This is a genomic window from Paraburkholderia sp. J11-2 (assembly GCF_905220185.1).
Classification (GTDB): domain Bacteria; phylum Pseudomonadota; class Gammaproteobacteria; order Burkholderiales; family Burkholderiaceae; genus Paraburkholderia.
The window spans coordinates 183,323-201,782 of record NZ_CAJMYY010000001.1; the positions used below are offsets into that span (position 1 = coordinate 183,323).

The window sequence follows — 18,460 nt, forward strand, 5'->3', positions numbered from 1 at the left end:
ATGACCGCCTCCGCCGTGTCCGCCACAGGCATGAAAAGCGCCCGCTGCCCGCGCTGCGGGAAAAGCTTCGACTGCGGCAGGAACACCGAACCCTTCGATTGCTGGTGCAAGTCGCTGCCCGCCTTGCCTGTGAGCGAACTCGACCCGCGCGGGCGGTGCCTCTGCCCCGAATGCCTCGCGGCGGCGGCAGCTCCGGCCTTGGGAGCCGCGCCGAAGGGCAGGCGCGCTATGCCTTGACCCGCGCACCCGCTTGCGCACTGCGTTGCGAACCACGCGCAAGCGCCGCGAGATCGGCGCTGACCTCGTCGAGCACGGGCTCCCACTGTTTGAACGTCTTTTGCCGGTACAGCCGGGTATTCGGATACCACGGGCTGTCGCTGCGATCGAGCAGCCAGACCCAATGCGGATTCACGTCGAGCAACACCCAGGTGCGCTTGCCGAGCGCGCCCGCGAGGTGGGCGCTCGACGTGCACACGGAAATCACCAGATCGAGGGAGTCGATGAACGCCGCGGTGTCGTCGAAGGTTTTCCACTGCGCGCTGAAGTCGTCCACCTCGAAGCCGGCATGGCGTGCCGCGGCGATGTCTTCCTCTGCGCCGGGCTGCAGCGAGTAGAACGCCACGCCCTCGATGCCTGCGAAATGCCGGGCATACCGGCCGAGCCCGACGCGACGAAACGGATTGCGTTTGTGCGTGAGGCTGCCTGTCCACGCAAGCCCGACCTTCAGGCGCTTTTCGCCCGCCAGGCGTTCGCGCCAGTGCGCCGCCGCCTCGGGGGCGGCCTTGAGGTAACCGGTGGGTCCGGGGATCGTCGCTTCCTGAGTGCCGAAGATGAGCGGCAGGCTCAGCAGCGAGACTTCGCAATCGTACGGCGGCAGGTTTTCGACGGGGCCGCCCACGCTGTACAGGTCGCAATGACTGCCCAGGCTGCGCTCGAGCAGCGCACCCATCTGCGGGAACGAATTCCAGACGAGCCGGCCGCCTTCGCGATGCACGCGCTCGGCGAGCATGGGCACGTAGCGGCAGAACTGCAGCAGGTCGCCCATGCCCTGTTCGCCCCATACCAGCAACGTGCGTCCCGCGAGTGGCTCGCCGCGCCACTCAGGCTTCGGAAAGACCGGACGGCCCGCGGCCAGCTCGCTCGCCCCGCTCCAGCGCAACTCATGTCCGGGCCAGCCTTGCGCATAGTTGCCCCTTAGAAGCTGGGTCATCGACAGGTTCACGCGTAGCGATGCGTCGTTGGGCGCATACTGGCAACCGGCGCGCGCGGCGCGTTCGGCCTCGTCCCACTGCCGGGCTTCCTTGCAGGCCATCGCGTAGTTGTTCAGGGCAAGCGGGCTCTGAGGCGCGAGTTCGAGCGCCCGTCGGCTGGCTTCGATCGAACGCGCCGGGTCGCTATCCGTTGGGAATACGCGCGCAAGGTTGATCCAGGCATTGGCGTCACCGGGCACTTCGGTGACCGTTTCTTCCAGCAGCGGCAGAATCTGGGCATCTCCAAAATTGATCTGCATCAAAGCCGTTGCAAGATTGTTGCGCAGATTTGGAAACGTACGCGCGATCGCCAGCGCGTGACGGTAAGGTTCTACCGCTTCGGCATGACGGTTTGCAAACTGCAGCGCGAGGCCCGCGGCGAACCACGCGGCGGCCCGCTCCGGCGCGAGCCGGGCGAGCGCGGTACTCACGCGCACGGCTTCTTCCGCCAAGGCGCTATCCTGTGCGCGGGCCGCGATGAGCATGAGCGTGTCGTCGTCGAAGCCCCGCATCAAGGTGCGCGCGGCGGCCAGCAATTCGTGTGCGGACGCATCGGTTGCCTGCGCGGTCGCACCGGCGGCGGCCGCGTCGATGAAATCGAGAAAGAGACTGCGCACAGGTTGGAGCACGTCAGGAAGCGAGGTCTGCATGATTCGTTCTTGCTTGTCAGAAAGCGCCGACGCAAATGTCGTCGGCGGATGACATAGATTGAAGCAAACCTTTTCAAGATGATGAATCAGACAAGTCTTAACCGGTAAACTGACAGCATGCATCGCATAACCGTCAGTGCTCGTGTCAATCTCAGCCATCTGTTCTGGCTGCGCAGTCTCGCCATCATCGGCCAGCTCTGCACGATCGCGTTCGTGCAGCTCTTCATCGGCGTGCAGTTGCCGCTGCCCGCCATGCTGTTCGTGATCGCCATGGAAGTGGCGTTCAACGGCGTGACCTGGCTGCGCGTCACGCAGGATCGGCCCGAGTCGAATCTCGAGTTGTTCGGCCAGCTTTGGGTCGATCTCGGCGCGCTTTCCGCGCTGCTCTTCCTTTCCGGCGGCACGACCAATCCGTTCGTCTCGCTTTATCTGCCTTCGCTCGCCATCGCGGCCGCCGTGCTGCCGTGGTATCTGACCGCGTGGCTCGCGGCCTTCGCCGTGGCCTGCTACGTGCTGCTCGGCTTCGACAACGTGCCGCTCAATCTCGACAATCCCGCCAACCTGTTCGACTACTATCGCGCGGGCATGTGGGTGAACTTCATGGTGAGCGTGTGCCTGATCGTGTGGTTCGTCGCGCGTATGTCGCGCGCGCTGCGTCAACGTGACACAGCGCTTGGCGACGCGCAGCAGCGCCTGTTGCGCGACGAGCGCGCCGTGGCGCTGGGCGTGCAGGCCGCCACCGTGGCGCACGAGATCGGCACGCCGCTGTCGACCATCGCCATGCTCACCGAGGAACTGCGCGATGTCGCGCGCACCGACAAGGGCCTCGCGCCGTATTGCGCCGACCTCGAACTGCTCGACAAGCAGATCTCGCTTTGCACCTCGGCGCTCGCACGGCTCAGAAGCCGCGCTTCGTCCACGGGCGCGCGCCAGCTCGTGAGCGAATGGCTCGGGCCGTTCGTCGAGCAATGGCGCCTGCGCCATCCGCATGTGAAGTTCGAACTCCTCGACAATGGACCGGGCGACTTTGCGCTCGACGATACCGTCGCCGTTGGGCAGATTCTCACCATCCTGCTCGACAATGCCGCACGCGCCAGCCGCGATTTCGTGACCTTGCGCGCCTATGCGGCCGCGCGAGCCGGTTACGTCGATTTCGAAGTCTGCGATGCGGGGCCCGGCATTCCGTCATCGCTGCGCGCATCGCTTGGCGCCGCGCCTGTAGATAGCACCCAGGGCGGTCACGGCGTCGGACTGTATCTGGCGTTTTCGTCTGCGGCGCGGCTTGGCGGCTCGATCGAGCTCAACGATGTCACGTCGCCCGGCAGCGCGTCGGGCGACGTGAGCGGCGCAGACGACGAGACGCCGGCCGGCGCCGCGACCGGCAGCGGCATGCGCACGCGCCGCGCGCGCGGCACCCGTGCGGTGCTGCGCTTGCCGGCAAAGCAGGTCAAGGCGGGTGAGGCGGGTCAGGCGAACCCGGCAGCGGCGGCGCGAGAAGGCGCAGCGTCCGCGGGTTTGGAGATTGGATCAGGCGAGGGGCCTAGCCGGCCCGACGCCGCGTAACAACACGGAGAATTAGGCATGAGCGAAATGAGTTTTCTGGTCATCGACGACGACGAAGTGTTCTCGGACATCCTCACGCGCGGCCTCACGCGGCGCGGCTTCGAGGTGAAGCAGGCACACAATGCGGAAGAGGCGATTCGTTTCGCCAACCAGCAAAAGTTCTCGCAGATCACCGTGGACCTGCATCTCGGCAACGATTCAGGCCTGTCGCTCATCGCGCCGCTGCGCGAACTGCAGCCGGACTCGCGCATGCTCGTGCTCACGGGTTACGCGAGCATCGCCACGGCGGTGCAAGCCGTGAAGGACGGTGCGGACAACTATCTCGCCAAGCCCGCGAACGTCGAGATGATTCTCTCGGCACTCCAAAGCGATGCGAGCGCCATGCAGGCCGAAGAAGCCATCGAGCACCCCGCACCGCTCTCGGTGGCGCGCCTCGAATGGGAGCACATCCAGCGCGTGCTGGCCGAGCACAACGGCAACATCTCGGCCACGGCGCGCGCGCTCAACATGCACCGCCGCACGCTGCAGCGCAAGCTCGCGAAGCGCCCGGTGCGCCAGTAAGCACGCCAGAGGCGGCAAAAGAAAAGGGACCCCGCGGGGTCCCTTTTTCATGCGTCATGCTTCGCGCTTAGAGCACGTAGCGCGACAGGTCTTCGTCCTGCGCCACTTCGCCGAGCGCCTTGTCGACATAGGCCGCGTCGATCGTCACGCTCTTGCCCGCGTGATTGCCCGCTGCGAACGACACGTCTTCCAGCAGCTTTTCGATCACCGTGTACAGACGGCGCGCGCCGATATTCTCGGTCTTCTCGTTCACGGAGTAGGCGATCTCCGCGAGGCGGCGAATACCGTCTTCGGCGAAATCGAGCTGCACGTCCTCGGTTGCGAGCAGCGCCTGATACTGCTTGACGAGGCTCGCATCCGTCGCGACCAGGATCGCTTCGAAGTCCTTCACGGAGAGCGAGTCGAGTTCCACGCGAATCGGGAAACGGCCCTGCAGTTCGGGGATCAGATCGCTCGGCTTCGCGAGGTGGAATGCGCCACTCGCAATGAACAGGATGTGATCGGTCTTCACCATCCCGTACTTCGTGTTGATGGTCGTGCCTTCCACGAGCGGCAGCAGATCGCGCTGCACGCCCTGGCGCGAAACCTCACCGCCGCTGCCTTCGTTGTTGCGCGAGGCGATCTTGTCGATTTCGTCGAGGAACACGATGCCGTTCTGCTCGACGTTCTGCACGGCCTTGGTCTTGACCTCTTCGTCGTTGAGCATCTTCGATGCTTCTTCGTCGGTCAGGACCTTGAGCGCTTCCTTCACCTTGAGCTTGCGCCGCGTTTTCTTGCCGCCGCCGAGGTTGGCGAACATCGAGCGGATCTGCTCGGTCATGTCTTCCATGCCCGGCGGCCCCATGATGTCCATGCCCACTTGCGGCTGCTCGACATCGAGCTCGATTTCCTTGTCGTCGAGCTGGCCTTCGCGCAGGCGCTTGCGGAAGGTCTGACGTGTGGCATTGTCGCTGCCTTCGGCGTGGCTCGTTGCGTCGGACGAACCGAAGCCTACCGGACGCGCGCTCGGCAGCAAGATGTCGAGGATGCGGTCTTCGGCCTGGTCGGTGGCCTTGCTGCGCACCTTGCGCATTTCCGTTTCGCGCGTCTGCTTCACCGAAATCTCGATGAGATCGCGCACGATGCTGTCCACGTCGCGGCCCACGTAGCCCACTTCAGTGAACTTGGTCGCTTCGATCTTGATGAACGGCGCATCGGCGAGTTTCGCGAGGCGTCGCGCGATCTCGGTCTTGCCGACGCCCGTCGGCCCGATCATGAGGATGTTCTTCGGCGTGATTTCCTGGCGCAGCGGGTCGGCGACCTGCTGGCGGCGCCAGCGGTTGCGCAGCGCGACGGCCACGGCCTTCTTCGCGTTCGCCTGGCCGATGATGTGCTTGTCGAGTTCCGAGACGATCTCGGCGGGGGTCATGGTGCTCATCCTGATTCCTTCTCGTCTGTCCGGCGGTTTCGCGAGTTATTCGATGGTTTCGATCACGCGGTTGTGATTCGTGTAGATACACATGTCGCCCGCGATTTCGAGCGACTTTTCGACGATCTCGCGCGGCGAGAGTTCGGTGTTGTCCACGAGCGCGCGTGCCGCGGCCTGCGCATACGCGCCGCCCGAGCCGATCGCGCAGATGCCTTCTTCGGGGTCGAGCACGTCGCCGTTGCCGGTAATCACGAGCGTCGTGGTCGCGTCGGCGGCGATCAGCATGGCTTCGAGGCGGCGCAGCATGCGGTCGGTGCGCCAGTCTTTGGCGAGTTCGACGGCGGCGCGCGTGAGGTTGCCCTGATGCTTTTCGAGCTTGGCTTCGAAGCGGTCGAGCAGCGAGAACGCGTCGGCGGTGCCGCCGGCGAAGCCGACCATGACCTTGCCGCCGTAAATGCGCCGGACCTTCTTCGCGCCACCCTTCATGACGATGTTGCCGAGCGTGACCTGGCCGTCGCCGCCGAGCGCGACCTTGTCGCCGCGCCGCACGGATACGATCGTCGTGCCGTGAAATTGCTCCATGTGCGTTCCTTTTTACCGTTGATGCCGGGTTGGATGCGTAGGTGGAATGCCTGCCGCTTTCGGTGGGCGCAGCGGCGCTCGCGCGTTTTGCATTAGGGCGCCACTGCCCTGAATCCGGGTGCGCCGCGCGCGCCTGTGGCGCGCTGCGAGCGCATATCACCTGGAGTTTAGGGCGGCGCTGGGCATATCAAGGGCTGCGGGCGCAGAAAACGGCGCGGTGGCCTTGTGTGCAACGGCGCGGGCACGCACGCGCAACGGGCGGCGACGGCCGAAGAAAAACGCGCGCGCAAAAGAAAAAAGCGCACGGGGCTCCGTGCGCTTCGACAGGGAAGGCAAGTCGCTAGCCGCGCAAGCAGCGCTTCGCGGCCAGAAAAAAGCTCAATCGCCGAACAGCTTCTGGCGCAGTTCGCGCCGCTCCTGCGCTTCGAGCGAGAGCGTGGCGGTCGGGCGCGCGAGCAGACGCGGGATGCCGATCGGCTCGCCCGTTTCTTCGCACCAGCCGTAGTCGCCGGAATCGATGCGCGCGAGCGATTGCTGCACCTTCTTGAGCAGCTTGCGTTCGCGGTCGCGCGTGCGCAGCTCGAGCGCATGCTCTTCTTCGATCGTCGCGCGGTCGGCCGGATCGGGAACGATCACGGTTTCGCGCAGATTCTCAGTGGTCTGGCCCGCATTGCGGAGGATTTCCGCCTGCAGCTGTTCGAGCCGGTTCTTGAAGAAGGCGAGCTGATCCTCGTTCATGTAATCCTTGTCGCTCATCTTCAGGATTTCGGCTTCGGTCAAGAGTCGTTTCGTCGTCATCTGGCTTGCTTCTTCAATGAGTGAGGCAAAACTGGCACATCTTGCCTGCACTTTTGTGTTGCCCGCAGTGGCCGCGGTGGCCGTTACCAACCTTTACCACTTTGCCAGGCGCAGTTACCGCGCCGTTATTGCGCGCTGGCGGGCACGGACGATGAACTGTCGTGACGCCCGAAGCGCCGCTGCGGGGCCGAACTCCTCTGGAAACCGGTCTTCAGATGCTCCTGAGGCATATATCGTACCGACTGCGCGCTGCGACGCGATGCGCTGCCGGCGGGGCGTCCCTCGGCTGAAAACCGGGGCACCTCTCTTCCAGTGGGGCCGTATTGTAACCGAACCGCAAACTTGCGCCGCAAGCGGGAAATCCCTGCAGTGGCCCGCCTGTCACCAGGCCGTTTGCGGACCGGTCGATATCCAGAAAATATAACGCGCCAATCGTGAAAAAGCGATGGTCGGGTACGTTATTTGGCGCACGAAGCGGGAAGAGATCGTTGCGCAGGCCGCAGACGCAGCGCTAGCGCCACGTTGCGGCGCGCAAAATCCAGACGAAAACGCCCGGCTGTGGGCCGGGCGTATCTGAAAAAGCCTGGAAAACGGGAAGATTCCGTCAGGCGAGGCAGGCGTCGAGCCCGTCGGTGATGAGGTCCTGCGGCAGCTCGATGCCGATGAACACCATCTTGCTGCTCTTCTTCTCGATCGGCAGCCACTTGGCGGCCAGGTCGCTGCCCATCATCTGGTGCACGCCCTGGAACACCACCTTGCGGTCCACGCCCTTCATGTAGAGCACGCCCTTGTAGCGCAGGAGGCGCTCGCCGTAGATCTGCAGGATGCCGCCGAGGAAGTCCTCCAGGCGGTTCGGATCGAACGGGCGGTCGCTGCGATAGACGAACGACTTGATCTTGTCGTCGTGGTGCGCGTGATGGTGGTGGCCGTGGTCGTGGCCTTCGTGGCTGCACTGGCCGTGATCGTGGTCGCAGTCGGCGTGATCGTGATCATGCGCGTGATCATGCGCGTGCGCGTGCGCGTGACCGTGGTCGTGATCGTCTTCGGCGAGGAAGTCCGGGTCGATTTCGAGCTTGGCGTTCAGGTTGAAGCCGCGCAGGTCGAACACTTCCTTGATGTCGGCCTCGCCGAAATTCACCTGGCGGATCTGCGCCTTCGGGTTCATGTGCAGCACACGATGACGCAGGTCGGCGAGTTCCTGTTCGTCGACGAGGTCGGCCTTCGTGATGAACAGGCGGTCGGCGAAACCGACCTGGCGCTGCACCACTTCGTGTTCGTCGAGCTGATGGTTGCCGTGCTTGGCATCCACGAGCGTGATGATCGCGTCGAGCAGGAATTCGTCGGCGATCTCGTTGTCCATGAAGAACGTCTGCGCGACCGGGCCCGGATTTGCGAGACCCGTGGTTTCGATCACCACACGGTCGAAGTCCAGCTTGCCGTCGCGCTTTTGCTGCGCGAGGTCGCCGAGCACGCGCGAGAGATCGCCGCGGATCGTGCAGCAGATGCAGCCGTTGCTCATCTGGATGATCTGCTCGGTGCTGTCCTGCACAAGGATTTCGTTGTCGATGTTCTCTTCGCCGAACTCGTTCTCGATCACGGCGATCTTCATGCCGTGCTTCTCGTTCAGGATGCGCTTGAGCAGCGTGGTTTTGCCGCTGCCGAGAAAGCCGGTCAGGATGGTGACGGGAATCATGCTGGTTGCCATGCTGTCTGCCTGGTAGGTGTTCGGGGGTACGTTCGGGCGCGCCGCTTCATGCTGTCGCGGCCTTCGAGTGTTACAACATAACTTCCTATTGAAACATATCTGCGCCGCGCCCGCATGCGGCGGCCGGGTGCGAGACCGGCGAGCGCCATTCGGGGCGCGAACAGACGCCGCGAAAGCGGCGCTGCGGCGCGCCGCCGAAAGGGCTCAAATAAGGCCGCTTCAGGCGATTTGCAACAGCAGGCCCTTCAGATATTCGCCTTCCGGGAACGCCGTGAGCAGCGGGTGATCCACGCCGGCGCCCAGGCGCTTGAGGATGCGCGCGTCCACTCGGGCGTCGGCGGCGGCGCCCGCCACGATCTTCTGGAACAGCGCCGAATCGATCGCGCCCGAGCACGAATAGGTGAACAACAGACCGCCTGGACGCAGCAGCTTGAAACCCGTGAGATTGATGTCCTTGTAGGCGCGCGCGGCGCGGTCCACGTGCTCGCGCGAGGCCGCGAACTTGGGCGGATCGAGCACCACGAGGTCGAAGCGCTCGCCTTCGTCGTAGAGGCGGCGCAGCGTCTTGAAGGCGTCGGCGTCGAGCCAGGTGGCGAGCGCCGCATCGAAGCCGTTCGCCTCGACGTTTTTCTGCGCCGTGGTGAGCGCTTCGCCCGACGAGTCGATCGACACCACGCGTTTTGCGCCGCCCTTCATGGCCGCGAGCGAGAAGCCGCCGGTATAGCAGAAGCAGTTGAGCACCTCGCGCTCGCGCGCGTAGGTCTGCACGAGCGCGCGGTTGTCGCGCTGGTCCACGTAGAAGCCGGTCTTGTGGCCGTTGCGCACGTCCACGTGATAGCGCACGCCGTTCTCGCTCGTGATGATCGTTTCAGGCGGCTCGCTGCCGGCGAGCAGGCCGGTGATCTGTTCGAGCCCTTCCTTTTCGCGGATCGACACGTCCGAGCGCTCGTACACGTTCGGGCAGCCCGTTGCCGAGGTGAGCGCCGCCACGATCGCTTCCTTCCACGCCTCGACGCCCGCCGCCATGAACTGGCACACGAGCTGGCCGCGGCCTTCGCCACCGTCTTCGATGTAGTAATCGACGATCAGGCCCGGCAGGCCGTCGGCCTCGCCGAAGATCAGGCGCACCGCGCCCGTGCCGCTCACCATTGCGCGGCGGTCGGCCACGGCGCGCTGCACGCGGCGCTTGAAGAACGCATGGTCGATCGGCTCGTTTTCGTCGAAGCTCCACACGCGCGCGCGGATCTGCGAATGCGGGCTGTAGGCGGCGCGCCCGAGAAAGCGGCCGTCGGCCGCGCGCACGATGACGGTCGCGCCGGGCGCGGGCTTGCCTTCCACGCGCTCGATCGCGTTCGCGTAGACCCACGGATGGCGGCGCAGCAGGGATTTTTCTTTGGACGGCTTGAGGGTGACGATATTCATGATGGCTTCAATGCTGGGTGACGGGGCAGGCGCCGCGAGGCGTTGCGAGCCACACGGCGCATGCTCCGCGGCGCTTCAATCGCGCTTCTTGGCGCGCGGATGCGCGGTGTCGTAGACCTTCGCGAGATGCTGAAAGTCGAGCGACGTGTAGACCTGGGTGGCCGCGATGCTCGCGTGGCCGAGCAGTTCCTGCACGGCGCGCAGGTCGCCGCTCGACTGCAGCAGATGCGTGGCGAACGAGTGGCGCAGCACGTGCGGGTGCACGTTCGCCGGAATGCCCGCCGCGATGGCGGCGCGCTTCACGCGCTCGCGCACCACGCCCGGCGCCATGCGGTTGCCGCGCACGGAGAGAAAGAGCGGGGCGTCGTCGTGCTTCACGAAGGCGCTGCGGGCGGCGAGCCAGGCGTCGAGCGCGTCGAGCGCCTTGCGCCCGACCGGTACCATGCGGTGACGGTTGCCCTTGCCCAGCACCTCGACTTCGGCGGCGTCGCGCTTGAGCCAACCCGCCGATTCGTAGCCGTCGCGCTTCACGTAATGCACATCGAGCCCCACGAGTTCCGCGAGACGCAGCCCCGACGAGTAGAACAGCTCGAGCATGGCGCGGTCGCGCAACGCCTCGGGGCCGCCTGCTTCCACGCCGGCGATGGCGGGCGCTTCCATGAGATGCGTGGCATCGTCGACGGAAAGCGCCTTTGGCAGCGTTTTGGCGCGTTTGGGCGCACGCACGGCGGCCACGGGATTCGCGTCGATTTCGATGCGGCCCGCGAGCCAGCGATAGAAGGCGCGCCAGGCCGACAACCGGTGCGCGATGGAGCGCGCCGAAAGGCCACCCGCATGCGCGCGCGCCACCGCGCCGCGCACCTGCGCGGGCGTGACCGATTCGAGCGGCTTGCCGCCCGCGAGCTTCTTCAGCTCGTCGAGTTCATGCGTGTAGCCGCGCAGCGTGTGCTCCGAGAGCCGCCGCTCGTGTTCGAGCATCGCGAGGTAGTCGGCGATCGGATCGGTCGGGTTCACGTTGGGCGGCCTGGATGAGCGTCAGTGCGGCAGCAGGCGCGAGAGCGCCGCGCTCGCGAGTGCGCCGATCTGCGTGAGAAAGTCGGTGGCCATGCCGTCGTGGAAGCGGCGCGGGTCGGGCGAGCCCATCACCAGCAGGCCGAAGGCTTCGCCCGCTGGCGCATCGTTCGAGGCAACGGCGGGTACGCGCAGCGCGATAATCGCGACCGATTCAGCGGTGCCGTCGGTCGAGTCGAGCCATTGCGCGGCCTCGAAGCCGGTGTTCGCGCCGCAGTACGGCGTTTCGAGGCTGTTCGCGAAGATGCGCACTTCCTCGCCGGTCTGGCGCGCGAAATCGGCCTGCCCGTAGGCCTCCGCCACGTCCCACAGGCGCAGCGCGGCTTGCGGCATGTCGAACACGTCGCGCAGATTCTGCGTGATGGAGCGCGGCAGCGCGTGCGGGTCGCGCTCGGCGATCATGCGCGTGGTCCAGCGGTTGAACTTCGCGGCGATCGAATCGTTCTCGTGGCCGTAGCGCAGCAGTTCCGAAAGACGGCGCTCGAGATGCTTGTTCTTCTCGCGCAGCATTTCCATCTGGCGTTCCTGCAGCGAAACGGCAGCCTTGCCGTGCGGATTGCCTAGCTTGATCGTCGCGAGCAGTTCGGCGTGCTCAACGAAAAAATCGGGGTGGGCGAGCAGATAGTCGGCAACTTCGCGATCGTTCATGTTGTGGACGCGTTGTAGTTGTAAGGCGCGCACGGTGGCGCGCAGTCTGTCATGCGTTTGAGTTTTCGTGCGGCGCGACGTTCTCTCATTACGTGCGCCGCAAGGCCCGAAGCGAGCCGAATTCGGCCCGAAGCGCGCTAGTCGGCCAGCTCGATCTCGCCTTCGAACACGGTGGCGGCCGGGCCCGCCATGGTGAGCGCGGCGGATTCGTCGCGCGCGCCGTCCCAGGCGATGGTCAGCATGCCGCCATGCGTATGCACCTTCACGGGCGAGTCGAGCAGCCCGCGGCGAATGCCCGCCGCGACGGCCGCGCACGCGCCCGTGCCGCACGCGAGCGTTTCGCCTGCGCCGCGCTCGAATACGCGCAGCTTCACTTCGTTGCGCGAAACGATCTGCATGAAACCGGCGTTCACCTTGTTCGGGAAACGCGCGTGCGTTTCGATGGCCGCGCCTTCGGCCTTCACCGGGTACGCTTCGACGTCGTCGACAACCTGCACCGCGTGCGGGTTGCCCATCGAGACGACCGACACCCAGCGCCGCGCACCATTCACGTCGAGCGGCCAGAGCGTGTCGTTGCCTTCGCGGCGGCCTTCCAGGCCGTTCGCGTTGAACGGCACGAGCGCGGGTTCGAACTCGGGACGATCCATATCGACGACGACTTCACCGTTTTCCTGCACGACGAGCGTGATCGTGCCCTTCTGCACCTGCACTCGCACACGCTTCGAATCGGTGAGCTTGCGGTCGCGCACGAATTTCACGAAGCAGCGCGCGCCGTTGCCGCAGTGCTCGACCTCGCCGCCGTCGCAATTGAAGATGCGATAGCGGAAGTCCACGCCTTCCACGGTCGGCTTCTCGACGATCAGCAACTGGTCCGCGCCGATGCCGAAGTGGCGGTCGGCGAGCGCGCGCACACGCTCGGGCGTGAGCGCGAGGTCCTGGCTGTAGCCGTCGAGCACGACGAAGTCGTTGCCCGCGCCGTGCATCTTGGTGAATTTGAGTTTCATGCCGTTATTGTAAGCGAGGCCCGGGCGAAAACCCGGGCCTCGAGCGTGGGCGCAACGTTCAGCTGTAGACGCTCGGTTCGCCCGGCGGCCGCGTCTTGAAGCGCTTGTGGACCCAGTAATACTGCTCGGGAATGCGCGGAATCTGTTCTTCGAGGAAAGCGTTCATGCGGCGCGCGTCGAGATCGTCGTCGCCGGTTGGATAATTTTCCCAAGGTTTGAACACTTTCAGCCGATAACCCTTGTAATTGGGCAACACCTCGCCGATGAACGGTACGACCTGCGCATGACCCACCTTCGCCAGACGCCCGACCGCCGTGAGCGTGCACGCCGGCACGCCGAAGAAGGGTACGAACGTGGAGTTGCGCATGCCGTAGTCCATATCGGCGCCGAGCATCACGGGCTTCTTGTCGCGCAGCCAGCGCAGCACGGCGCGCGCGCTGTCCGCGCGGCTGACCATTTCCGCGCCGAAACGGCTGCGTCCCGCCTTCGCCGCAGCTTCGAACTCGGGGTTCGAGAACGGCTGGTAAAGCGAGCCGCAGGGCCGGTGCAGCGAGTAGTTGAGGAACATGGAACCCGCCTCGATGCCCACGAAATGCAAGCCGAGGAAGAGCGTGGGCGGCAGGTTCGGATCGGTGAGATCGATCTCGCTGTCGAGCTCGACGATCTTCTCGAGCTTCTTCGCCGAGGCGAACCATTGCACGCTGCGCTCCATGTAGCTGCGAATGGCGTGACGGAAGTGCTGCCCCGCCACTTCCTCGCGCTTTTCGTCGCTCCACTCGGGAAAGCACAGTCGCAGATTCGTATGAACAACGCGCTTGCGGCGGCTCGGAATCTTGTAGAGCAGCCAGCCGAGGCCGTCACCCAGACGCGCGACAAAGCCATAGGGCAGGATCGCGAACAGCTTGAGCAAGCCGATGGCGAAACGGGAGCCGAGTTTGCCTAGCATGCGTGAACTCCGCTGCAAGGCTTGCAAACGATGAGGAAGGAAACGAACGGCACGCGGGGGTACCCTGCGACAATTTAAGGAAGTCGCTATAATAAGGGCTTCGCCGAGTTAATAGACAACTTGCGGGGCGAAGCCGGATGCCTGTCAATGACTGAGTCACTGACAGCAACCGGGCAGCAATTCCGCTAAAGCGTCGCCGCTTCAAAGCTCCCGAAGCTGGCTACGTGAACTCAACCGTCACCAGCTACAAGGAGCCTGACACGTGGCAAACGACTATTTCTTCACCTCCGAATCCGTCTCCGAAGGCCATCCGGACAAGGTCGCCGACCAGATCTCGGACGCGATCCTCGACGCCATCCTCACGCAAGACAAGTACTCGCGCGTTGCAGCGGAAACGCTGTGCAACACGGGTCTCGTCGTGCTCGCCGGTGAAATCACCACCACGGCCAACGTCGACTACATCCAGGTCGCGCGCGACACGATCAAGCGCATCGGTTACGACAACACCGACTACGGCATCGACTACCGCGGCTGCGCGGTGCTCGTCGCTTATGACAAGCAGTCGCCGGACATCGCCCAGGGCGTGGACCGCGCGCACGACAACAACCTCGACCAGGGCGCCGGCGACCAGGGCCTGATGTTCGGCTATGCGTGCGACGAAACGCCCGAGCTGATGCCGCTGCCGATCCACCTTTCGCACCGTCTGGTCGAGCGCCAGTCGAACCTGCGCCGCGACGGCCGTCTGCCCTGGCTGCGTCCGGACGCGAAGTCGCAGGTCACGATCCGCTACGTCGACGGCAAGCCGCACGCCATCGACACGGTCGTGCTCTCGACGCAGCACTCGCCGGACATCGACCTCGGCACGCTGCGCGAAGCCGTGATCGAAGAAGTCATCAAGCCGGTGCTGCCGTCCGAACTCATCAAGGGCGACATCAAGTTCCTCGTGAATCCGACCGGTCGCTTCGTGATCGGCGGCCCGCAGGGCGATTGCGGCCTCACGGGCCGCAAGATCATCGTCGACACGTACGGCGGCGCAGCCCCGCACGGCGGCGGCGCATTCTCGGGCAAGGATCCGTCGAAGGTGGACCGTTCGGCCGCCTACGCAGGCCGTTACGTCGCGAAGAACATCGTGGCCGCCGGCCTCGCGTCGCGCTGCCTGATCCAGGTTTCGTACGCGATCGGCGTGGCTGAGCCGACTTCGGTCATGGTCAACACGTTCGGCACCGGCAAGGTGTCGGATGCGACCATCACGAAGCTCGTGCGCGAGCACTTCGACCTGCGTCCGAAGGGCATCATCCAGATGCTCGACCTGCTGCGCCCGATCTACGAAAAGACCGCCGCTTATGGCCACTTCGGCCGCGAAGAGCCGGAATTCTCGTGGGAAGCGACCGACCGCGCACTCGCGCTGGCCGAAGCCGCCGGCACGGAGCCGGTGAGCGCAGCCATCGCGTAAGCATTCGCAAGCTGGCATCGCGCTGGCCGGCGGCAACGCCGGTCAAGCGCGATGCAGTGCCGAAGAAAAACCCCGCAGGGCGCAAGCCCGTGCGGGGTTTTTGTTTTTTGCGGTGCCTGCTGCGAACCGCGCAGCGTGGGCCTGGCGCGGGTCTTAGCGCATGGCGAAGCCGAACCAGCCCGTGCTGCTCGCGCCCATGCGGCGCGGCTTGCGCGTGCTGCGCGCCACATGCACCGTGGTGGGCGCGGCGAGCGTGCGCAGCGGCGCGTTCGGGCGATAGAGCAGCGTGCGCAGCGAGAAGTGGCGCGAGCCCGAGCGCATGCGCAGTACGGCGAAGAACGAGTGGAACCAGGTGCGCATGCCGTCGACGGGCTTCGTCTCCCGAACCTGTTGTGCGAGCGCGCGGGTGCGCGCGGCGTGGTGTCGCAGTGCACGCACCAGATGACGGCGGGCCGGGCGGGCCGCTTTCAGGGCGGTGTGGGCGGCGTGAGACATGCGTTGAGTATCGAAGAGGGTATGCATGGCGGTTGAGCAATCGGGTTCGAGGTGCGCCTCGCGCGACGCTTTGCGTCGAGCAGCAAACGTGCCTGTCTTCCAGGGCATCACGAATTGGGTGGACGGGAGACGGGCCGCATGGCGCGGCGTGGGACGCGAAGCGACGGATTCTTCTGTTGGAGCGCCTTGTGCGGCAAGGCGTTCACGGCGATCGGTCGATGCGAAGAGAATTCGGCAATGTAAAACAACATGCGCAACAGGCTACACGCGAATCATGACCGCAGAAAGTCGGTTAATACCCGGCCCTGCGCGCCTTTGATGCACACGATCCCACCCTTTGTCCTCATCGCGGTGCGTGCGCGCCATTCGCGTGCGGCTCGCTCGACGCGGCGCATGGAGCCACCTCGTGTGGCCGCGTGGTCCTTCCCGCCGTGCCGGCACGCTTTACAATCGAAGCGTCGGCGCGCGCCGACGCCTCAGCCTCTTCGTTTCGCGGCATCGTGTAACGAAGCCACGAACGCAGGCTGCGGCCCTTGCTCGCATCGAGATCGCATAACGGAAGTCCCATGTCAGTCCAGTCAAAGAAAGAACAGGTGCAGGCGCTGCGCGAGCGCGGCTTCGTGGTCGTGCCGGGGCTCGTCTCGCCCGAGCGCTGCGAGGCGATCAAGCAGGTTGCGCAGGAGCAGTTGCAGGCGGCTGCCGCGCCGCTCGAATTCGAAGCCGATTTGCGCTACCCGGGCGCGCCCGAATCGAAGGACGCCCCGGGCGGCCATACGGTGCGGCGCCTGCTCGACGCCTACTCGCGCCACGCGCTGTATCGCGAATGGGCCACGTCGCCGGAAATCGCGGGGTGGATGGAGTTGTATTTCGGCGAGGAGCCGGTCCTCTCGTGCGCGCATCACAACTGCATGATGACGAAGCACCCGCACTACGGCAGCCTCACGGGCTGGCACCGCGACGTGCGCTACTGGTCGTTCGAGCGCGACGACCTCGTTTCGGTCTGGCTCGCGCTCGGGCCGGAGAAGATGGAAAACGGCGGCCTGTGGTTCGTGCCGGGCTCGCACGAGGCGCCGTTCACCTCGGAGCGCTTCGACGCCGCGAAATTCTTCCGCGCCGACCTGCCCGAGAACCAGGCGTGGATCGACCGCGCGATCGCCCCGACGCTCGCCGCTGGCGACGTGGTTTTCTTTCACTGCAACACGCTGCATTCGGCGGGGCAGAACCAGAGCGATCAGGTGAAGTTTTCGCTCGTGTACACGTACCACGGCGCGAGCAACGTGCCGCTGCCGGGCACGCGCTCGGCGGCCAAGCCCGAGGTGAAGTTCTGAGTAAAGTTCCGGGCCGGCGCTGCGTGGCGTTCGCCTAGCGCCGGCGCCCCGACATCGTGAGGCCGGTGATGCCCGCGAGCGTTGCCGCGATGCCGCCCCCGATCAGGAGGATCGTGCGGTTGGTGGGCGCGCCGGTGAAGAGACGCGACATGTCGTTCGCGAACGAATGGAGCGACTGGCCGCCGAAGTACAACAGGACGACGCCACAGGCGATAAGCGCGATCGAAATCGCTTTGGCCATGAACAACCTCTCGCAAAGGATGGACGCCGCAGTGTAGGCGAGCGGCCGCGGCGCGTCCAGGGTACGGTTTATCTGGCAGCCCGGCGTACGCGCTCGCCTACCTTACATCGCCTTTCCCGCATAGTGGGCATCTGCACGGCTCGGGCGGATTGGCTAACATAGCTGCCTCACGCGAGCAGCACGCCCCACAGCGCGCCCGCGCCCATCCCTTCGCTCACTACCCGTTTTCGCCGAGGATCACCATGGCTTACGAAGCAGCCTCAGAACGCTATTCGGACATGCAGTACCGCTTTTGCGGCAAGTCGGGGCTCAAGCTGCCCGCACTGTCGCTCGGTCTGTGGCACAACTTCGGCGATACCACGCCGATCTCGACCCAGCGCGACATCCTGCGCACCGCGTTCGATCTCGGCATCACGCACTTCGACCTCGCGAACAACTACGGCCCGCCGTACGGCAGCGCCGAAACGAACTTCGGCCGCATTTTCAAGGACGATTTCCGTCCGTACCGCGACGAGTTGCTGATCTCGTCGAAGGCAGGCTGGGACATGTGGCCGGGCCCGTACGGCCAGGGCGGCGGCTCGCGCAAGTACGTGCTCGCGAGCCTCGACCAGAGCCTGCAGCGCATGGGGCTCGACTACGTCGACATCTTCTACTCGCATCGCTTCGACGTGGAAACGCCGCTCGAGGAAACGGCTGGCGCGCTGGCGACGGCCGTGCAGCAGGGCAAGGCGCTGTATGTCGGCATCTCGTCGTATTCGCCAGCCAAGACGCGCGAAATGGCGAAGCTGCTCGCCGAATACAAGGTGCCGCTGCTCATTCACCAGCCGTCGTACAACATGCTCAACCGCTGGGTCGAGGAAGAACTGCTCGACACGCTCGAGGACCTCGGCACGGGCAGCATCGCGTTCACGCCGCTTGCGCAGGGCGTGCTCACGAACAAGTACCTGAACGGCGTGCCCGAAGACGCGCGCGTGAACCGCCCGGGCGGCGGCTCGCTCAAGAGCGAGCATCTGAGCACACAGAACATCGAGCACGTGCGCAAGCTCAACGACCTCGCGCTGCGCCGCGGCCAGAGCCTCGCGCAAATGGCGATTGCCTGGACGCTGCGCGGCGGCCGCGTGACCTCGGCGCTGATCGGCGCGAGCCGCGCGGAGCAGGTGCGCGAGAACGTTGCGGCGTTGAAGAACCTGGAGTTTTCGAAGGAAGAACTCGCGGAGATCGACCGCTATGCGACCGAAGGCGGCGTGAACCTGTGGGAGAAGCCGTCGACTGATCAGCACATCTGAACGGCACGCTTCCCGGCACAAAGAACCGCCTCCTTGCGAGGCGGTTTTT

At 65.2% G+C, this 18,460-nt stretch carries 18 protein-coding genes; 6 read left to right on the forward strand and 12 right to left on the reverse strand.

Translation table 11 applies throughout. The features are described 5' to 3' along the window. The gene (locus U5A57_RS00840; RefSeq protein ID WP_415764966.1) at nt 1-237 is read left to right on the forward strand and encodes a cysteine-rich CWC family protein; all 237 of its coding nucleotides are present in this window, start codon (nt 1-3) and stop codon (nt 235-237) included. On the opposite strand, the gene U5A57_RS00845 is transcribed toward U5A57_RS00840, so the two are convergent. Then, nucleotides 227-1,900, reverse strand: coding sequence for a hypothetical protein (locus tag U5A57_RS00845; RefSeq protein WP_321907345.1), 1,674 nt, complete (start codon nt 1,898-1,900; stop codon nt 227-229). The two genes, U5A57_RS00840 and U5A57_RS00845, sit on opposite strands and share 11 nt — an antisense overlap. 117 nt (nt 1,901-2,017) lie before the next feature. Between U5A57_RS00845 and U5A57_RS00850 the strand changes: the two genes are divergently transcribed. Together U5A57_RS00850 and U5A57_RS00855 are read left to right on the forward strand one after the other, a co-directional pair. Next, nucleotides 2,018-3,463, forward strand: coding sequence for an ATP-binding protein (locus U5A57_RS00850; RefSeq protein WP_321907346.1), 1,446 nt, complete (start codon nt 2,018-2,020; stop codon nt 3,461-3,463). Nucleotides 3,464-3,481: 18 nt separating this feature from the next. Then, nucleotides 3,482-4,024 carry a response regulator transcription factor gene (locus U5A57_RS00855; RefSeq protein ID WP_321907348.1) on the forward strand — a complete coding sequence of 181 codons (543 nt, stop codon included), beginning with the start codon at nt 3,482-3,484 and terminating at the stop codon, nt 4,022-4,024. A 67-nt stretch (nt 4,025-4,091) separates the two neighbouring features. Here the strand turns inward: U5A57_RS00855 and hslU are convergent, their stop codons facing one another. The 9 genes from hslU to U5A57_RS00900 all read right to left on the reverse strand — a co-directional run bounded on the left by hslU (nt 4,092) and on the right by U5A57_RS00900 (nt 13,608). Then, the gene (gene hslU, locus U5A57_RS00860) at nt 4,092-5,441 is read right to left on the reverse strand and encodes an ATP-dependent protease ATPase subunit HslU (RefSeq protein ID WP_321907350.1); all 1,350 of its coding nucleotides are present in this window, start codon (nt 5,439-5,441) and stop codon (nt 4,092-4,094) included. 36 nt (nt 5,442-5,477) lie between these two features. Further along, nucleotides 5,478-6,014 carry an ATP-dependent protease subunit HslV gene (gene hslV / locus U5A57_RS00865; RefSeq protein WP_321907352.1) on the reverse strand — a complete coding sequence of 179 codons (537 nt, stop codon included), beginning with the start codon at nt 6,012-6,014 and terminating at the stop codon, nt 5,478-5,480. A 378-nt stretch (nt 6,015-6,392) separates the two neighbouring features. Continuing rightward, the gene (gene dksA / locus U5A57_RS00870; protein WP_028203189.1) at nt 6,393-6,812 is read right to left on the reverse strand and encodes an RNA polymerase-binding protein DksA; all 420 of its coding nucleotides are present in this window, start codon (nt 6,810-6,812) and stop codon (nt 6,393-6,395) included. Nucleotides 6,813-7,416: 604 nt separating this feature from the next. After that, nucleotides 7,417-8,505 (reverse strand): GTP-binding protein, encoded by a 1,089-nt coding sequence (locus tag U5A57_RS00875; protein ID WP_321907807.1) that lies wholly within the window; start codon nt 8,503-8,505, stop codon nt 7,417-7,419. Nucleotides 8,506-8,736: 231 nt separating this feature from the next. After that, nucleotides 8,737-9,939 (reverse strand): class I SAM-dependent rRNA methyltransferase, encoded by a 1,203-nt coding sequence (locus tag U5A57_RS00880; RefSeq protein ID WP_321907354.1) that lies wholly within the window; start codon nt 9,937-9,939, stop codon nt 8,737-8,739. A gap of 75 nt (nt 9,940-10,014) precedes the next feature. Beyond that, nucleotides 10,015-10,917: a tyrosine recombinase XerC gene (gene xerC / locus U5A57_RS00885; RefSeq protein WP_321907808.1), complete on the reverse strand. Its 903-nt coding sequence runs from the start codon at nt 10,915-10,917 to the stop codon at nt 10,015-10,017. A gap of 57 nt (nt 10,918-10,974) precedes the next feature. Further along, the gene (locus U5A57_RS00890) at nt 10,975-11,658 is read right to left on the reverse strand and encodes a DUF484 family protein (protein ID WP_321907356.1); all 684 of its coding nucleotides are present in this window, start codon (nt 11,656-11,658) and stop codon (nt 10,975-10,977) included. A 137-nt stretch (nt 11,659-11,795) separates the two neighbouring features. After that, nucleotides 11,796-12,662 carry a diaminopimelate epimerase gene (gene dapF / locus U5A57_RS00895; RefSeq protein ID WP_321907358.1) on the reverse strand — a complete coding sequence of 289 codons (867 nt, stop codon included), beginning with the start codon at nt 12,660-12,662 and terminating at the stop codon, nt 11,796-11,798. A gap of 58 nt (nt 12,663-12,720) precedes the next feature. Next, nucleotides 12,721-13,608 (reverse strand): lipid A biosynthesis lauroyl acyltransferase, encoded by an 888-nt coding sequence (locus U5A57_RS00900; protein ID WP_321907360.1) that lies wholly within the window; start codon nt 13,606-13,608, stop codon nt 12,721-12,723. 262 nt (nt 13,609-13,870) lie between these two features. Between U5A57_RS00900 and metK the strand changes: the two genes are divergently transcribed. Further along, a complete protein-coding gene (gene metK / locus U5A57_RS00905; protein ID WP_321907362.1) occupies nt 13,871-15,061 on the forward strand; it encodes a methionine adenosyltransferase in 1,191 nt (396 codons plus the stop codon). Nucleotides 15,062-15,214: 153 nt separating this feature from the next. Here metK and U5A57_RS00910 read toward each other — a convergent pair whose 3' ends face one another. Continuing rightward, on the reverse strand, nt 15,215-15,583 hold the full coding sequence (locus tag U5A57_RS00910) for a hypothetical protein (protein ID WP_321907364.1): 369 nt from the start codon (nt 15,581-15,583) through the stop codon (nt 15,215-15,217). Nucleotides 15,584-16,122: 539 nt separating this feature from the next. On the opposite strand from U5A57_RS00910, the gene U5A57_RS00915 reads away from it, so the two are divergent. Then, complete coding sequence (locus U5A57_RS00915) at nt 16,123-16,884, forward strand: phytanoyl-CoA dioxygenase family protein (RefSeq protein WP_321907365.1); 762 nt, start codon at nt 16,123-16,125, stop codon at nt 16,882-16,884. 34 nt (nt 16,885-16,918) lie between these two features. Here U5A57_RS00915 and U5A57_RS00920 read toward each other — a convergent pair whose 3' ends face one another. Continuing rightward, nucleotides 16,919-17,125 (reverse strand): DUF3185 family protein, encoded by a 207-nt coding sequence (locus U5A57_RS00920; RefSeq protein ID WP_201698297.1) that lies wholly within the window; start codon nt 17,123-17,125, stop codon nt 16,919-16,921. A gap of 242 nt (nt 17,126-17,367) precedes the next feature. On the opposite strand from U5A57_RS00920, the gene mgrA reads away from it, so the two are divergent. Continuing rightward, complete coding sequence (gene mgrA, locus U5A57_RS00925; RefSeq protein WP_321907368.1) at nt 17,368-18,411, forward strand: L-glyceraldehyde 3-phosphate reductase; 1,044 nt, start codon at nt 17,368-17,370, stop codon at nt 18,409-18,411. The last annotated feature ends 49 nt before the right edge of the window (nt 18,412-18,460 follow it).

Excerpts from the sequence above, each read along its gene's own strand:
- xerC (WP_321907808.1), bottom strand. The coding sequence starts at position 10,917 with ATGCTCGAACACGAGCGGCGGCTCTCGGAGCACACGCTGCGCGGCTAC.
- U5A57_RS00920 (WP_201698297.1), bottom strand. The coding sequence starts at position 17,125 with ATGGCCAAAGCGATTTCGATCGCGCTTATCGCCTGTGGCGTCGTCCTG.
- U5A57_RS00890 (WP_321907356.1), bottom strand. The coding sequence starts at position 11,658 with ATGAACGATCGCGAAGTTGCCGACTATCTGCTCGCCCACCCCGATTTT.
- U5A57_RS00840 (WP_415764966.1), top strand. The coding sequence starts at position 1 with ATGACCGCCTCCGCCGTGTCCGCCACAGGCATGAAAAGCGCCCGCTGC.
- hslU (WP_321907350.1), bottom strand. The coding sequence starts at position 5,441 with ATGAGCACCATGACCCCCGCCGAGATCGTCTCGGAACTCGACAAGCAC.
- hslV (WP_321907352.1), bottom strand. The coding sequence starts at position 6,014 with ATGGAGCAATTTCACGGCACGACGATCGTATCCGTGCGGCGCGGCGAC.
- U5A57_RS00900 (WP_321907360.1), bottom strand. The coding sequence starts at position 13,608 with ATGCTAGGCAAACTCGGCTCCCGTTTCGCCATCGGCTTGCTCAAGCTG.
- U5A57_RS00850 (WP_321907346.1), top strand. The coding sequence starts at position 2,018 with ATGCATCGCATAACCGTCAGTGCTCGTGTCAATCTCAGCCATCTGTTC.
- U5A57_RS00845 (WP_321907345.1), bottom strand. The coding sequence starts at position 1,900 with ATGCAGACCTCGCTTCCTGACGTGCTCCAACCTGTGCGCAGTCTCTTT.
- dksA (WP_028203189.1), bottom strand. The coding sequence starts at position 6,812 with ATGACGACGAAACGACTCTTGACCGAAGCCGAAATCCTGAAGATGAGC.
- U5A57_RS00855 (WP_321907348.1), top strand. The coding sequence starts at position 3,482 with ATGAGCGAAATGAGTTTTCTGGTCATCGACGACGACGAAGTGTTCTCG.
- U5A57_RS00915 (WP_321907365.1), top strand. The coding sequence starts at position 16,123 with ATGTCAGTCCAGTCAAAGAAAGAACAGGTGCAGGCGCTGCGCGAGCGC.
- dapF (WP_321907358.1), bottom strand. The coding sequence starts at position 12,662 with ATGAAACTCAAATTCACCAAGATGCACGGCGCGGGCAACGACTTCGTC.
- U5A57_RS00875 (WP_321907807.1), bottom strand. The coding sequence starts at position 8,505 with ATGATTCCCGTCACCATCCTGACCGGCTTTCTCGGCAGCGGCAAAACC.
- U5A57_RS00910 (WP_321907364.1), bottom strand. The coding sequence starts at position 15,583 with ATGCATACCCTCTTCGATACTCAACGCATGTCTCACGCCGCCCACACC.
- U5A57_RS00880 (WP_321907354.1), bottom strand. The coding sequence starts at position 9,939 with ATGAATATCGTCACCCTCAAGCCGTCCAAAGAAAAATCCCTGCTGCGC.
- mgrA (WP_321907368.1), top strand. The coding sequence starts at position 17,368 with ATGGCTTACGAAGCAGCCTCAGAACGCTATTCGGACATGCAGTACCGC.